The organism is Marmoricola sp. RAF53 (assembly GCF_052114005.1).
Classification (GTDB): Bacteria; Actinomycetota; Actinomycetes; order Propionibacteriales; family Nocardioidaceae; genus Marmoricola.
Map to the genome: position 1 here is coordinate 60,373 of NZ_JBFRDX010000002.1, position 14,846 is coordinate 75,218.

10 protein-coding genes are annotated in these 14,846 nt (G+C 71.8%); 5 read left to right on the plus strand and 5 right to left on the minus strand.

Annotation, left to right across the window (positions count from 1 at the left end):
* Window positions 1-17 precede the first annotated feature (17 nt).
* Genes AB4Y76_RS01970 through AB4Y76_RS01990 form a run of 5 tightly spaced genes read left to right on the plus strand, consistent with a single transcriptional unit; the run spans window position 18 to window position 7,866 of the window.
* Window positions 18-2,003 (plus strand): alpha-1,4-glucan--maltose-1-phosphate maltosyltransferase, encoded by a 1,986-nt coding sequence (locus AB4Y76_RS01970; RefSeq protein ID WP_441921819.1) that lies wholly within the window; start codon window positions 18-20, stop codon window positions 2,001-2,003.
* Complete coding sequence (treS, locus tag AB4Y76_RS01975; RefSeq protein WP_441921820.1) at window positions 2,000-3,751, plus strand: maltose alpha-D-glucosyltransferase; 1,752 nt, start codon at window positions 2,000-2,002, stop codon at window positions 3,749-3,751. Before AB4Y76_RS01970 ends, treS begins: the two co-directional genes overlap by 4 nt.
* Window positions 3,748-5,106 carry a maltokinase N-terminal cap-like domain-containing protein gene (locus AB4Y76_RS01980; protein ID WP_441921821.1) on the plus strand — a complete coding sequence of 453 codons (1,359 nt, stop codon included), beginning with the start codon at window positions 3,748-3,750 and terminating at the stop codon, window positions 5,104-5,106. Before treS ends, AB4Y76_RS01980 begins: the two co-directional genes overlap by 4 nt.
* Window position 5,107: 1 nt before the next feature.
* A complete protein-coding gene (gene glgB / locus AB4Y76_RS01985; RefSeq protein ID WP_441921822.1) occupies window positions 5,108-7,030 on the plus strand; it encodes a 1,4-alpha-glucan branching protein GlgB in 1,923 nt (640 codons plus the stop codon).
* A gap of 44 nt (window positions 7,031-7,074) precedes the next feature.
* Complete coding sequence (locus AB4Y76_RS01990) at window positions 7,075-7,866, plus strand: NUDIX hydrolase (protein WP_441921823.1); 792 nt, start codon at window positions 7,075-7,077, stop codon at window positions 7,864-7,866.
* 137 nt (window positions 7,867-8,003) lie between these two features.
* Here AB4Y76_RS01990 and pstB read toward each other — a convergent pair whose 3' ends face one another.
* The 5 genes from pstB to AB4Y76_RS02015 all read right to left on the minus strand — a co-directional run bounded on the left by pstB (window position 8,004) and on the right by AB4Y76_RS02015 (window position 14,800).
* Window positions 8,004-8,822 (minus strand): phosphate ABC transporter ATP-binding protein PstB, encoded by an 819-nt coding sequence (gene pstB / locus AB4Y76_RS01995; RefSeq protein ID WP_441922023.1) that lies wholly within the window; start codon window positions 8,820-8,822, stop codon window positions 8,004-8,006.
* 127 nt (window positions 8,823-8,949) lie between these two features.
* Entirely contained in the window at window positions 8,950-9,882 is a 933-nt protein-coding gene (locus tag AB4Y76_RS02000; protein WP_441921824.1) for a sortase domain-containing protein, read from the minus strand.
* Complete coding sequence (locus AB4Y76_RS02005; protein WP_441921825.1) at window positions 9,879-11,165, minus strand: Ig-like domain-containing protein; 1,287 nt, start codon at window positions 11,163-11,165, stop codon at window positions 9,879-9,881. Before AB4Y76_RS02005 ends, AB4Y76_RS02000 begins: the two co-directional genes overlap by 4 nt.
* Window positions 11,166-11,221: 56 nt before the next feature.
* Window positions 11,222-13,072: a WxL protein peptidoglycan domain-containing protein gene (locus AB4Y76_RS02010; protein ID WP_441921826.1), complete on the minus strand. Its 1,851-nt coding sequence runs from the start codon at window positions 13,070-13,072 to the stop codon at window positions 11,222-11,224.
* A 108-nt stretch (window positions 13,073-13,180) separates the two neighbouring features.
* A complete protein-coding gene (locus AB4Y76_RS02015; RefSeq protein ID WP_441921827.1) occupies window positions 13,181-14,800 on the minus strand; it encodes an Ig-like domain repeat protein in 1,620 nt (539 codons plus the stop codon).
* Window positions 14,801-14,846: the final 46 nt, after the last annotated feature.

Genomic DNA, 14,846 nt, shown 5'->3' on the forward strand with positions numbered 1-14,846 from the left:
TTCGCAAGGGTTGAGCCATGGTCGGACGTATCCCGGTACTCGACGTGACCCCCGTGGTCCAGCACGGGCGCCGGCCGGCCAAGGCGGTCACGGGCGAGACGTTCGAGGTGACCGCGCTGGTCTTCCGCGAGGGCCACGACCAGCTCGGCGCCGAAGTCGTCCTCACCGCGCCCGACGGCAGCCGCCGCGCGCCGGTCCGGATGGCGCCGGTGGAGGGCGAGGTCGACCGGTACGCCGCCGAGGTCACGCCCGACGCCGAGGGCGACTGGACCTTCGCGGTCGAGTCCTGGAGCGACCCGCTGGCCACCTGGCTGCACGACGCCGGGATCAAGATCCGGGCCGGTGTCGACGTCGAGCTGATGTTCACCGAGGGCGTGCTGCTGCTGGAGCGGATCGACATCGGCGACGACACCGCGGCCGCCGCACGCGTCCGGGACGCGGTCACCGCGCTCGGCGACACCGACCGCCCGGTCGAGGCCCGGCTGGCGGCCGCCGAGGACCCGGCGCTGGTGGCCGTGCTGGCGGCGTACCCGGTGCGCGACCTGCTCACCGTCGAGGGCCCCTACCCGCTGCGGGTCGACCGGCCGCGGGCGCTCTTCGGCAGCTGGTACGAGTTCTTCCCGCGCTCTGAGGGGGCCGTGCGCAAGCCCGACGGCACCGTGGTCAGCGGCACGTTCAAGACCGCCGCCAAGCGGCTCGACGCGGTCGCCGCGATGGGCTTCGACGTCGTCTACCTGCCGCCGATCCACCCGATCGGCCAGGTCAACCGCAAGGGCCGCAACAACACCCTGACCCCCGAGCCCGGCGACGTCGGGTCCCCGTGGGCGATCGGCTCGGAGCACGGCGGCCACGACGCGGTCGCGCCGGAGCTCGGCACGCTGCGGGACTTCAAGGCCTTCGTGAAGCGGGCGACCGCGCTCGGCCTCGAGGTCGCGCTCGACCTCGCGCTGCAGGCCGCCCCCGACCACCCGTGGGTGGCCAAGCACCCGGAGTGGTTCACCACCCGCGCCGACGGGACCATCGCCTACGCCGAGAACCCCCCGAAGAAGTACCAGGACATCTACCCGGTCAACTTCGACAACGACCCCGAGGGCATCTACCGCGAGGTCCTCCGCGTCGTCCGGCACTGGATGAAGCAGGGCGTCCGGATCTTCCGGGTCGACAACCCGCACACCAAGCCGGTGGCGTTCTGGGAGCGGCTGCTCGACGAGGTCCACCGCACCGACCCCGACGTGCTGTTCCTCGCCGAGGCGTTCACCAAGCCGCCGATGATGCGGACGCTGGCCGAGATCGGCTTCCACCAGAGCTACACGTACTTCACCTGGCGCAACACCAAGCCCGAGGTGGAGTCCTACCTGCGCGAGGTCGCCCGCGACACCGGGCACGTGCTGCGGCCGAACTTCTTCGTCAACACCCCCGACATCCTGCACGAGTTCCTGCAGCACGGCGGGCCGGCGGCGTTCCGGATCCGGGCCACCCTGGCGGCCACCGGCTCCCCGAGCTGGGGCGTGTACGCCGGCTTCGAGCTCTACGAGCGGATGGCGGTCCGGCCCGGCAGCGAGGAGTACCTGGACTCCGAGAAGTACCAGGTCCGGGTGCGCGACTGGGCCACCGCCGAGGCCGAGGGACGCTCGCTGGCGCCGTACCTGACCCGGCTCAACGAGATCCGCCGGGCGCACCCGGCGCTGCAGCAGCTGCGCGACCTGACCGTGCACCGCAGCGACGACGACAGCATCGTGGTCTTCAGCAAGAGGGCCCGAGCGCTGCCTTCCTCATCGCCCGGCGACGACGTCGTGATCGTGGCCGTGAACCTCGACCCGTACGCCGCCCACGAGACGATGGTCCACCTCGACCTCGGCGCCCTCGGCCTGCCCGCGGACGCGCCGTTCGAGGTCCACGACGAGCTCACCGGCCAGGTCTGGTCGTGGGGAACCGACAACTACGTGCGCCTCGACCCGGCCGAGCAGGTCGCGCACGTCCTGACCGTGAGGGGGCCGCGTTGAGCACGTCCGAGGAGCGCGCAGCAGAGGTGGCGAGCCAGCCCGAGTGGTTCAAGACCGCCGTGTTCTACGAGGTCCTCGTCCGCTCGTTCAAGGACTCCGACGGCGACGGCGTCGGCGACTTCCGCGGCCTGACCGAGAAGCTCGACTACCTGCAGTGGCTCGGCGTCGACTGCCTCTGGATCCCGCCGTTCTTCACCTCGCCGCTGCGCGACGGCGGCTACGACGTGGCCGACTACACCGAGGTGCTCCCCGAGTGCGGCACCGTCGACGACTTCCACGCCTTCCTCGACGCGGCGCACAAGCGCGGCATCCGGGTGATCATCGACTTCGTCATGAACCACACCAGCGACGCGCACCCGTGGTTCCAGGCCAGCCGCGAGGACCCCGACGGCCCGTACGGCGACTTCTACGTCTGGTCCGACACCGACGATCTCTACTCCGACGCCCGGATCATCTTCGTCGACACCGAGCCGTCGAACTGGACCTGGGACCCGGTCCGCCAGCAGTACTTCTGGCACCGGTTCTTCTCCCACCAGCCCGACCTCAACTTCGACAACCCGAAGGTCCACGAGGCGATGCTGGACGCGATGTCCTTCTGGCTCGACATGGGCCTGGACGGGTTCCGCCTGGACGCGGTGCCCTACCTCTACGAGCGTCCCGGCACCAACGGCGAGAACCTGCCGGAGACGCACGACTTCCTCAAGATGGTGCGCCGCTTCGTCGACGAGAAGTACCCCGGCCGGGTCCTGCTGTGCGAGGCCAACCAGTGGCCGACCGACGTCGTGGAGTACTTCGGGCCCGAGGTGCAGCCGGACGGCCGGGTGCTCGGCACCGAGTGCCACATGGCGTTCCACTTCCCGGTGATGCCGCGCATCTTCATGGCGGTCCGGCGCGAGTCGCGCTACCCGATCTCGGAGATCATGGAGCAGACCCCGGAGATCCCCGAGAACTGCCAGTGGGGCATCTTCCTGCGCAACCACGACGAGCTGACCCTGGAGATGGTCACCGACGAGGACCGCGACTACATGTGGGCCGAGTACGCCACCGACCCGCGGATGAAGGCCAACATCGGGATCCGCCGCCGGCTCGCCCCGCTGCTCGACAACGACACCAACCGGATGGAGCTCTTCACCGCGCTGCTGCTGTCGCTGCCGGGCTCGCCCGTCCTGTACTACGGCGACGAGATCGGGATGGGCGACAACATCTGGCTCGGCGACCGCGACGGCGTCCGCACCCCGATGCAGTGGACCTCGGACCGCAACGCCGGCTTCTCGGTCGCGAACCCGGGCCGGCTGCACCTCCCCCTGGTTCAGGACCCGGTTTTCGGGTACCAGGCGGTCAACGTGGAAGCCGAGCTCGACAACTCCTCCTCGCTCCTGCACTGGACGAGGCGGATGGTGCACGCCCGCAAGCAGCACCCCTGCTTCGGCCTGGGCACCTTCTCCGACCTGGGCGGCAGCAACGCCTCGGTGCTCTCCTACGTGCGGGAGTACCAGTGGACCGACGACGACGGCGTGCAGCACAGCGACACCGTGCTCTGCGTGAACAACCTGTCCCGGTTCCCGCAGCCGGTCGAGCTCGACCTGCGGCGCTGGGAGGGCCTGGTGCCGGTCGAGCTGCTCGGCGGCGTCCGGTTCCCGGAGATCGGCGAGCTGCCGTACCTGCTCACCCTCGGCGGGTACGGCTTCTACTGGATCCGGCTCCCCGAAGCCGCCGGCAACACCGACGAGGAGGAGACCACGACGTGAGCGCACATCCGCAGCGGGAGGCCTTCCTGGCGAACCAGCGCTGGTTCGCGGGAAAGGGACGTGACTTCGAGATCACCGAGGTCACCGTGCTGGCCCGGCTGTCGGAGCAGGTGCGCCTCGAGCTCGTCGAGGTCCGCTACGCCGAGGGGTCGCCGGCGACCGAGACCTACCAGATGCCGGTGGTCGCCTACGCCGAGGCGCAGGACCGCCTCGGGCACGCGCTGGTCCGCGAGGGTCCAGGAGAGCGCGGGCCCGAGTGGACCTACGACGCGGTCCACGACCGGGACGCGATGGCGGTGTTCCTGGAGGCGTTCCACCACGGCCGCGACGTCGACGCCGTCGAGGTGCACCGCCTCGCCGGGCACGACCTCGACACGACCACGCACTCGACCGTCTTCGGCGGCGAGCAGAGCAACTCCTCGGTCGCCTTCGGCGACGACAGCCTGCTCAAGGTCTTCCGCAAGGTCACCCCGGGGACCAACCCGGACGTCGAGATCCACGAGGCGCTCACCCTCGCCGGCAACACCCACGTGGCGGCGCTCTACGGCTACCTGACCGCGCACGACGGCGAGCTGCACCTCGGCATGCTCCAGCAGTTCCTGCGCACCGCCAGCGACGGCTGGGGTCTCGCGCTGTCCAGCGCCCGCAACCTCTTCGCCGAGGGCGACCTGCACGCCGACGAGGTGGGCGGCGACTTCGCCGCCGAGGCGCACCGTCTCGGCGCGACCGTCGCCGAGATCCACGGCGTGCTCGCCGAGGCGTTCGGCACCAGCACCGTGGACGGCGGCTTCGTCGCCGACCAGATGTCCGCTCGGCTCGACGCCGCCGCGGTGGTCGTCCCCGCCCTGGCCGACCACGTGCCGGCACTGCGCCGCCGGTTCGAGCTGCTCCGCGCCCAAGGCGTGATCGGCGCGCAGCGGGTCCACGGCGACCTGCACCTCGGCCAGACGCTGCGCACCTCGCTGGGCTGGAAGCTGGTCGACTTCGAGGGCGAACCGGCCAAGCCGCTGAGCGAGCGCCGGCTGCCGGACTCGGCGTGGCGCGACGTCGCCGGCATGGTCCGCTCGTTCGACTACGCGGCCGCCTCGATGGCCCGCGACCTGGAGGCCGGCGAGTACGACGCCGCCCAGATCGACTACCGCGCCCACGAATGGGTCGAGCACAACGTGCGGGCGTTCCTCGACGGGTACGCCGAGCAGCGCGGCACCCCGATCACCCCGGACGAACGCGCGCTGCTGGACGCGTACGTCCTGGACAAGGCCGTCTACGAGGCGGCGTACGAGGCGCGGAACCGGCCGGACTGGCTCACGATCCCGCTGGCCGCGCTCGCGGACCTGGTGAAGCAGGAGGACTGACGTGCAGACCGCGGACTCCCTGGGCGAGATCGACCTCTACCTGATCGGCGAGGGCACCCACCACCGGTTGTGGGAGGCGCTCGGCGCGCACGTGCTGCCGGCCCCAGAAGATGGCCCAGAAAATGGCCCGGGAAGCGACCCGGAGCAAGGCCCGGAAGGAGGCGGGGTCCGGTTCAGCGTCTGGGCGCCGCACGCCCGCTCGGTCCGGCTCGTCGGCGACTTCAACGGCTGGGACCGCGCCACGATGCCGATGACCCGGCACGCCGACTCCGGGGTGTGGGAGCGGCTGGTCCCGGAGGCGGTGCCCGGGCAGCGCTACAAGTACCTGGTCGAGGGCGCCGACGGCGAGTGGCGCGACAAGGCCGACCCGATGGCCACCCACACGGCCGTCCCGCCGGAGACCCACTCGGTGATCTTCGCCAGCACCCACACCTGGTCCGACCAGGACTGGATGGCGAACCGCCCGGTCGACCTGAGCGACCGGCCGATGTCGGTCTACGAGGTCCACCTGGGCTCCTGGCGCAAGGGCCGCTCGTACGACGACCTGGCCCGCGAGCTCGTCGAGTACGTCGTGGACGCCGGGTTCACCCACGTCGAGCTCCTGCCCGTGATGGAGCACCCGTTCGGCGGGTCGTGGGGCTACCAGGTGACGTCGTACTACGCACCGACGGCGCGCTTCGGCGACCCGGACGGCTTCCGCCGGCTGGTCGACGCGCTGCACCGCGCCGGGATCGGCGTGATCCTCGACTGGGTGCCGGCGCACTTCCCCAAGGACGACTTCGCGCTCAGCCGGTTCGACGGGACCCCGCTGTACGAGGACCCGAACCCGAGCCGCGGCGAGCACCCGGACTGGGGCACGCTCGTCTTCGACTTCGGCCGCCTGGAGGTCCGCAATTTCCTGGTCGCGAACGCGCTCTACTGGCTCGAGGAGTTCCACGTCGACGGGCTGCGCGTCGACGCGGTCGCCTCGATGCTCTACCTGGACTACTCCCGCGAGCCCGGGACCTGGCAGCCGAACGTGCACGGCGGTCGGGAGAACCTGGAGGCGGTGGGCTTCCTGCGGGCGCTGAACGCGGCCGTCGCCGAGCGGGTCCCGGGCGCGCACGTGATCGCCGAGGAGTCGACGTCCTGGCCGGGCGTGACGGCACCCGCCGACCACGGCGGCCTCGGCTTCGGCTTCAAGTGGAACATGGGCTGGATGCACGACACGCTCGGCTACCTGGAGCGCGACCCGATGTACCGGTCGCACCACCACCACCAGCTCACCTTCAGCCTGGTCTACGCGTTCTCCGAGCGCTACGTGCTGCCGATCAGCCACGACGAGGTCGTGCACGGCAAGGGGTCGCTGCTGCGCAAGATGCCCGGCGACCGCTGGCAGCAGCTCGCCGGGGTGCGGGCCTTCCTGGCCTACCAGTGGGCGCACCCCGGCAAGCAGCTGCTCTTCATGGGCTCGGAGTTCGCCCAGGACAACGAGTGGTCCGAGGCCGGTGAGCTGGACTGGTGGCTCCTCGACCACGGCGACCACCAGGGCGTCCGCCGGCTCGTCGGCGACCTCAACGGGCGGTACCGGGAGACGGCGGCGCTGTGGGAGCAGGACATCACCGGGGCGGGGTTCAGCTGGCTGTCCGCCGACGACGCCGCCGCGAACGTGGTCGCGTTCGTCCGGTGGGCGCGCGACGGCCGGGCCCTGGTCTGCGTCTGCAACTTCTCCGGCCGCCCGCACGAGGACTACCGGCTGCCGCTCCCCTTCGCCGGCGACTGGCAGGAGGTCGTCAACACCGACGCCGGCCACTACGGCGGCTCCGACGTCGGGAACCTCGGCACCGTCCACGCCGAGCAGCAGCCGTACGGCGACCAGCCGGCCAGCGCCTCCCTGCGGCTTCCCCCGCTCGGCACGTTGTGGCTCGTCCCCGCCGCCGGGTGACGGACGCGCGCCCGATCCGTGGTCCGGGACCCTAGGCTGGCCCCGTGTCCGCTGAACTCGTCCCCGTCAGCCCCGGCGTGGTGCGCCTGACCTGGTCCGCCGAGCTGCAGGCCGAGGGCCTCGGCCCCACCGTGGAGGCGGTCCGGGTGGTGATCGAACAGGGCTTCGCGGCCGGCCACGAGCGGATCGAGACGCTGGTCGACCCGGCCGACGAGGCCGCCCAGCGGGTGGCCACCTTCTCCGGCCTGATGCGCGAGGGCGTCGCCCGCCGGGTCATCGAGGGCGCGGACCGGATCGTCTACGCCCGGCTCGCCGACGACACCCCCGTGGAGGAACCGATGGGCTTCCGCCGGCTGCTCAACTCGTTCCTGCCGCGCAAGCGCGCGATCAGCCAGATGCTGATCCGCGCCGACGGCGGCGGTGTCGGCGACGACGGCGGGGTACGGGTGCTGCTCTGCCAGCTGACCTACAAGAAGGACTGGGACCTGCCCGGCGGCGTCGTCGAGGTCTCCGAGTCCCCCCGGCTCGCGGTCTCCCGCGAGGTCGAGGAGGAGCTCGGGCTGAGCATCCCGGCGGGACCGCTGGTGCTCACCGACTGGCTGCCGCCGTGGGGCGGCTGGGACGACGCCGTCTGCCTGGTCTTCGACGGCGGCGTCCACGAGGAGTCGCTGGTCGACGGCATCGTCCGCGAGGCCCGCGAGATCCGGTCGGCCCGGTTCTGCACCCTCGAGGAGGTGCACGAGCTCTGCGCCGACTTCACCGCCCGCCGGATCGTCGCGGCGCTGCGCAACCTGTCCGACGCCCCCGGGCCGGCGTACACCGAGAGCGGTCGCTGATTCCCGTTGATTGGGGAGTTCCGGTCTGTCGAGTTGGGAGTTCCGGTGGGTCGAATCTTGCGGCCTCGCCGAAAACTCAACGCGCGCGAAGTCCCCACTGAACGCGCCGGAACTCCCCATTCAACGGGTCTGGGGAATCAGCCGAAGCGGCCGTTGACGTAGTCGGAGGTGCGCTCGTCGCGGGGGGCGTTGAAGACCTGGTCGGTGTCGCCGGCCTCGACGATGTGGCCGGGCTGGCCGGCGGAGGCGAGGAAGAACGCGCACTGGTCCGAGACCCGCTGGGCCTGCTGCATGTTGTGCGTGACGATCACGATCGTGACGTCGTCCTTGAGCTCGCGGATGGTCTCCTCGATCCGGTTCGTCGACGTCGGGTCCAGCGCCGAGCAGGGCTCGTCCATGAGCAGGACCTGCGGCCGGACGGCGAGCGACCGGGCGATGCAGAGCCGCTGCTGCTGGCCGCCGGAGAGCGCGCCGCCGGGCTCGCGGAGCCGGCTGCTGACCTCCTTCCAGAGGCCGGCCTTGGTCAGGCTCTCCTCGACCAGGTCGTCCCGCTCGCCCTGGCCGATCTTGCGGCCGGTGAGCTTGAGCCCGCTGACCACGTTGTCGTAGATCGACATCGCCGGGAACGGGTTCGGCTTCTGGAAGACCATCCCGACCTTGGCCCGCGCGTCGGTCAACCGCAGCGACCGGTCGTAGAGGTCCTGGCCGTCGAGCCGGACCTCGCCGGCCAGCGACGCGCCGCGGATCAGCTCGTGCATCCGGTTCAGCGTCCGCAGGAAGGTCGACTTGCCGCAGCCCGAGGGGCCGATCAGCGCGGTCACCTGCCGGGCCGGCATCTCCAGCGAGACCCGCTCGAGCACGTGGTGGTCGCCGAACCAGGCCGAGACCTCGACGGCCTCCAGCGTGGCCGCCGCGCTGCCGGCGAGCGGGGCGGAGTCCAGGCCGCGCACGACCATCGGCTCCTCCGGGGCGGCGCGGCGGCGGCCGACGGGAGGCTGCTCCGCGATCGCGGCGGCGACCGGGCTGAGCTCGGTGGTGTGGTCGGTCAGGTCAGTCATCTCGTTCTCTCTCACAGCAGGCGGATCACAGCAGGTTGGGCAGGAGCTGGGCGACCAGGCCGGCGACCTGGAAGCCGATGAAGCCGACGACCGGCACGGCGACGATCCAGGACTGCCAGCGCCCCCAGACCGAGCGGACCCAGACCATCCCGGCGACGACCAGGAGGAGGAGCTGGGACCAGAGCAGCAGCGGCAGCAGTGCCCCGGTGTCGCCGGACATCGCCTGCTCGCTCTTCGGCAGCATCGCCGGGGTGATCGGGCGGGCGCTGGCGGCGAAGACCGGGGAGACCAGCTCGGCGTCGACGCGGAGCGCGTCCGCGGGCAGGTACGGCGTCCCGTCACCGGTGATCAGGGTCAGCCGGCCGGCGTTCGGGTCCTTGATCGTGAGCCGGTCGCCGGCGTGCCGGATCCCGGTCACCTTGAACAGCCGGCTGCCCTGCCCGGTGGTCACCGCGATCTCGGCCCCGACCTCCAGGTCCTTGATCCCGCCGAACGGTCCGCCGTACGTCGCCTGGCGTCCCATGATCACCGACGTCCCCGGCTGACCGGGCAGCGGCGAGTCCCGCCGGTGCCCCGGCCCGCTCATCAGGACGCCGGAGGTGGTGCCCTCGGTGACGACCTCGCGCAGGTGCAGCGACGGGATGGTGAGCAGCGCGACCGGCGCGCCGAGCGCGAGCGGCTTGCCGTCCGCGTCGAGCTGGCCGGTCGGGGCGACCGCGTCGGCCAGCTGGCTCCGGAAGTCCTGGTAGAGGACGCTCTGGTCGCGCGCGTGCCGGACCGGCCCGAGGACGGCCATCTCGGCGACGAAGACGAGCAGCATGATCGTCAGCGCGGTGAGCACCGAGCCGGCGATCTCCCCGGCGAGGCGGCCGCGCCCGCCGGCCCCGGGAGCGTCGGCTCCCGGGGCGGCGGTCGTCGCGACCGTTGCCGTGGTCGGTGGCGGAGAGGTCAGGGTCACGCGATCTTCTTCGCGGCCGAGGTGGCGGAGCCGGTCAGGTAGCCCGCCTTCACGGTGGTGACCCGGCAGGAGATCTTCTTCCCCTTGTCGGCCTTCACCGTCTTGTAGGTGGACTTCGTCCTGCCGGCGAGCGGCTTGCCGTTGCGCAGCCACTGGTACTTGTACGACGTCGCCGCCGGCGACCAAGTGCCCTTGCCGCAGGTGAGCAGCTTGCCGACCTTGAGCTTGCCGAGGACGACCGGCTTGACCCGGGCGACCGGAGCGGCGCCGGCGGCGATCGTCACGGCCGCGCTGGACCGGGTGACGGCGTTCGGGGCCTTGGTCGAGGTGAGGTCGCAGCTGATCGAGGCGCCCAGCCAGGCGGCCGGGACGGCGACGGAGGCCGCGGTGACCCCGGTGCTGGCCCCGTTCTTCTTCCACAGGTAGGTCTGGATGCCGCCGGTGACCGCCGAGCAGGTCAGCGTGCCGCCGACCCGGGCCGAGCCGGAGATGCCGGTCGGTCCGGCGACGACGAACCCGGTCCTGGTGCCGGTCGAGGTGCCGTACGCGTTCAGGTCGGCGGGCTGGAAGACGGCGCTCAGCGTGCCGGCGCCGGCCGGGAGCACGGCGTTGTTCAGCGTCGCGGTGCCGGCGGAGACCGGTGCGGTGCCGACCACGGTGGCGCCGCTCTTGAACTGGACGTTGCCGGCCGCCGCCGACGGCGTCACGGTCGCGGTCAGGGTGACCGGGGTGCCCGACGCGATCGGGTCGGTGGCGCTGACGGCCAGGGCGGTCTGGGTCGCGGTCGAGGTCGGGTCCGAGGTGTAGGTGCCGTTGCCGGCGCCGGTGGTCGCGGTCCAGTGCGTGTCGATCCGGAACTCGCCGCTGACCTGGCCCATCGTGTCCAGGCACTGCAGCCGGATCGTGTAGGTGCCGCTCGGGGCGGTGACGCCGTTCTCGGTGAAGACGCCGTCCATGGTGCGTCCGGCCGGGGTGAACAGGTTGCCGTTCGGGCCCTGCACCTGGTTGTAGTTGGTGTTGCCGTTGACGATGCCGGGCTGGTCGTCGGTCATGGTCTGGCCGGTCACCAGGACCTGGACCGCGTCGGTGCCGGCCGCGCACTTCTGCCCGGACAACGTGCTGAAGTCCACCTGCGAGCCCTGGTTGCCGCTGGCCGGGTTGATCTTGAGCGGTCCGAGGACCGGGATGACGGCGGCGTGCGCCTGCGGCGCGAAGCCGAGGACGGCCAGCGGGAGCGCGGCCGCGGCGATCAGGGCCGGGAGCCGGCGGGACGTGATCTTCATCAGTTCTCCTCGTGAGGGTGGTGCAGGTGGGTGGGAGGGTCGGTGGTCAGGACGGGTCACGCTCGGGAGCGCCGGAAGAGCAGCACCCCGGTCGCGGCCAGGACGGCGACGCCGCCGCCGACCAGCCACCAGTTGGTGCCGTCCGCGGACGTGGACGCGTCGGGTTCCTGGACGCCGGCCAGCTCGGCGGCCCGCTTCTGGGCCTCCTTCTGGGCCGCCTTCTGGGCAGTCTCGAGCTCGGCCTGCGACGGCGCTCCGGCCGCACCGGGTGCCGCCTGGGCGCGCTGACCGCCGCCCGCCTTCGCGTCCGAGGGATCGCCCGACGGGGCCTTGGCGCCGTCGTCGCTGCCGGTGGTGACCGGTCCCTTGGCCGTGGTCAGCGGCGGCTCGGCCTTCCAGTGGTGCGGGTCGGTGAAGCGGATCGCGAAGACGTAGTTGCCGGTCCGCTTCTGCAGGTCAGCGGAGACGCAGCGGAGCTCGATCTTGTAGACGCCCGCGAGCGGGGCCGGGTGCGGCTGGGTCGTGATGATCTGCGCCATGGTGCTGACCAGCGGCATCCGGAACGCGCCCCGGGAGTCGACGCCGGCGTCACCGTTGCCGACCACCACGCCGCCCTCCTTGGGGAAGCCGTTGCCGTAGGCGAAGGCGACCACGTTCGTGCCGGGGAGCGGGCAGCCGCCCGTGGTGAGGATGTCGAACGGCGCGTTGTCGGTCCCGTGGTCCACCGACGGCCGGCCCTGCCAGACGTCGCCGGTGTCGGCGGCGGCGGGACCCGCCGGCCCGAGCAGCACGACCCCGAGGGTCGCGAGCACGACGGCGCCGGCGCCGGCCAGCGCCCGGGTCAGGCCGCGGACGAGCACCTGGTCGCTGTCGGGACGGCTGTCCGGGCTGGCCGGGGCCCGGTACTTGCCGCCGGTCTGGGCCTTCGCCTGCTTGCGGGCCAGGTAGCGCCGGCGGCCGACGTGCCAGCCCGCGCCGCCGAGCAGGAACAGCGCGATCACGAGCGCGATCAGCAGCCAGGGCCAGGCGGAGAACGAGGTGGTCGCGGTGGCGTCCTTCACGGTGATGTCCTTCAGCTTCGTGTCGATCAGGCGGGGGTGCACGCTGACGTGGGCCTTCATCGGCCCGGTCCCGAGCACGCCGTGGACGACCTGGCGGACCTGGACCGACCCGCCCGGCTGGATCTCCTTGATCGCCGGGGCGGTGGCGTCGATCGACGGGAGGCCGAGCGCGCGGGTCAGGCTGATGCCCTGGGTGGCGGACAGCCGCAGGTTGCCGGTGTTGGTGACGGTGTAGGAGACGGTGGTGTCGCCGCGGCCGAGCACCGAGCCCGGGCCGTCCCAGTCGGCCTTGAGGCCGGTGACGGTCAGCGCGGGAGTCAGGTCGCCGGGAACCCGGAGCAGGACCCGCAGGCCGACCCGGTGGTCGACCACGATGGTGCCGCCCTTCGGCTTGGGCTCCTTCGCGAGCAGCGACACGACGATGGCGCCGGCGTGGTCGCCGGGCTCGGCGTCGGCGGGGGTCCCGATCTGGAACGGCACGACGACCTCGGAACGGGCCGGGACGGTGATGCGGGTCTTCTGCGGCACGATCCACGAGCCCACGTCGGTCGGGGCCTCGTCGGAGGTCTGCACCGCGTACGCCGACCCGGTGGTCGTGGTCGCGTCCTTGCCGAAGAGCCGGACGGTGACCGGCTCGAAGCGCAGGTTGGAGATCGCCACGTAGTCGATCACCTTGCCGCGGGGCGGGATCTCGTACTCGAAGTAGGGGCGGGACGCGTCGCCGCCCTTCGCGGTGGCCGGACGGAGCCCGACGGAGATGCCGTTGTCGTCGGCGGTCGCGGCCGGGCCGAGCAGGACGAGCACTGCGGTCAGGCAGAGCCCCAGCAGGGCGGTCAGGCGCTTCATCGTGGATCTCTCTCGTCTCTCGATCTGCCGGCGGATCGGGGTTGCCCGGTGCGGACCGGGCAACCCCTCCCCGTCGTACGGGTGCTGCGGTGGAGCGGTGGAGCTGCCTCAGATCACGGTCAGCGTGAGGGTGGCGCCGTAGACGCCCGCCGGCACGTCGGTCGGGATGTTGAGGTCGAGGTGCGCACCCAGGCGCGCGGTGCCGTTGCCGGAGTTGTCCGGCGCGACGCCGAGCGTCCGGGAGGCCTTCAGGCCGACGGCCGAGCTGCCCGGGGTGCTGGAGGGGGTGGCCTCCGTGCCCGCGGCGACGGGGCTGCCGAGGACGAACGCCCCCTGCTGGTTGGCCGACAGGCCGACGGACGGGCCGCCGACGATGCTCGGGGTCCAGCCGAGGTTGAAGCCGTTCACCTCGTCGGTGCCGTGGGCGAAGTTGGTCACGATGCCCGACGCCGTCCAACCGGGGTCGCCGGCGCGGGTGTCGGTGATCTTGACCGGGTCCATCTCGCCGGAGGCGGTGAGCTTCTCGCCCGCCGCGTCCATGCTCGCGGTTCCGAGGTCGACGTTGCCGTCGGCGTTGCCGTCAGGGGCGCTGCCGGGGGTGGTGTCGATGACCATCGTCAGGGCACCCGCCGGCACCTCGACGATGACGTGCTCGGTCACGCTCGCGCCGGCGAACGCGGTCACGTTGTGCGTGACCGTGCTCGAGTCGGACGGGTCCACGGCGGCCGGGTTCGACGGCACGAAGCTCGCCGTCACCGAGTGCGGGCCGCCCGCGAGCGAGGTGGTGCTGAAGGTGGCGGTACCCGACGCGACCGGAGCCGAGCCGAGGGTCGCCGCACCGTCCTTGAACGTCACCGTGCCGGCAGCCGCCGGGGAGACGGTGGCGGTGAAGACCGCCGGCGCGTACTGCGCCGTCGGGCCGTTGCTCGACAGCGTGGTGCTGGTGCTGAGCTTCGACACGGTGTGGGTCAGCGTGTTCGACGACGACGCCGTGAAGTTGCCGGTCGGGGTGTAGTCCGCGGTGATGCCGTGCGAACCGACCGACAGGCTGCTCGTGGTGTACGTCGCCACGCCGCCGGCACCGACGGTGCTGGTGCCGAGGGTGGTCGCGCCGTCCTTGAACGTCACCGAACCGGTGGCGTTGCTGGGCGACACCGTCGCGGTCAGGGTGATACTGCCGCCGGCGACCGAGGTCGTCGGGCCGGACAGCACCGTGGTGCTGGCCGTCGGCGGGACCGCGGTGGCGTAGCTGCCGTTGAAGTTGCCGCCGGTGGCGGTCCAGGTGGTGACCGCCGTGAAGCGGCCCGTCTCCTGGCCGTTGCCGTCGAGGCACTGCAGGTTGTACTGGTAGCTGCCCGACGGCGAGGTGATCGCGTTGTCCGCGAACACCGACGCCATGGTGACGCCGCCCGGGACCGAGTCGTTGTTGCTCGGGTGGGCCACCAGGCTGTAGTCGGTGCTGCCGGTGATGATGCCCGGGTTGTCCTCGGTGAGGGTCTGACCGGTGATGATCACGTCGACGCTGGCGGTGCCGGCGGGGCACTTGACCCCGTTCGGCGTGCTGAACGTCATGGCGCTCGACTGGGTGCCGTTGAGCGGGCTGATGCTCAGCGCGCCCAGCACGTCGCCGGCCGCCGCGTTCGCGGCGCCGACGGAGACGAGTCCGGCAGTGGTGGTGGCGACCGCCGTGGCGGCCACGAGGCTGAGGAGCCTCCGCTTGTTACTCACGACCTGTGTTTCCTTTCGATGGGGGATCAGGTGTTGGTCGTTCCGT

Coding starts and splice junctions, on each gene's coding strand:
- AB4Y76_RS01970 (WP_441921819.1), top strand. CDS start 18: ATGGTCGGACGTATCCCGGTACTCGACGTGACCCCCGTGGTCCAGCAC.
- pstB (WP_441922023.1), bottom strand. CDS start 8,822: ATGGTCGTGCGCGGCCTGGACTCCGCCCCGCTCGCCGGCAGCGCGGCG.
- AB4Y76_RS02005 (WP_441921825.1), bottom strand. CDS start 11,165: ATGAAGATCACGTCCCGCCGGCTCCCGGCCCTGATCGCCGCGGCCGCG.
- AB4Y76_RS02010 (WP_441921826.1), bottom strand. CDS start 13,072: ATGAAGCGCCTGACCGCCCTGCTGGGGCTCTGCCTGACCGCAGTGCTC.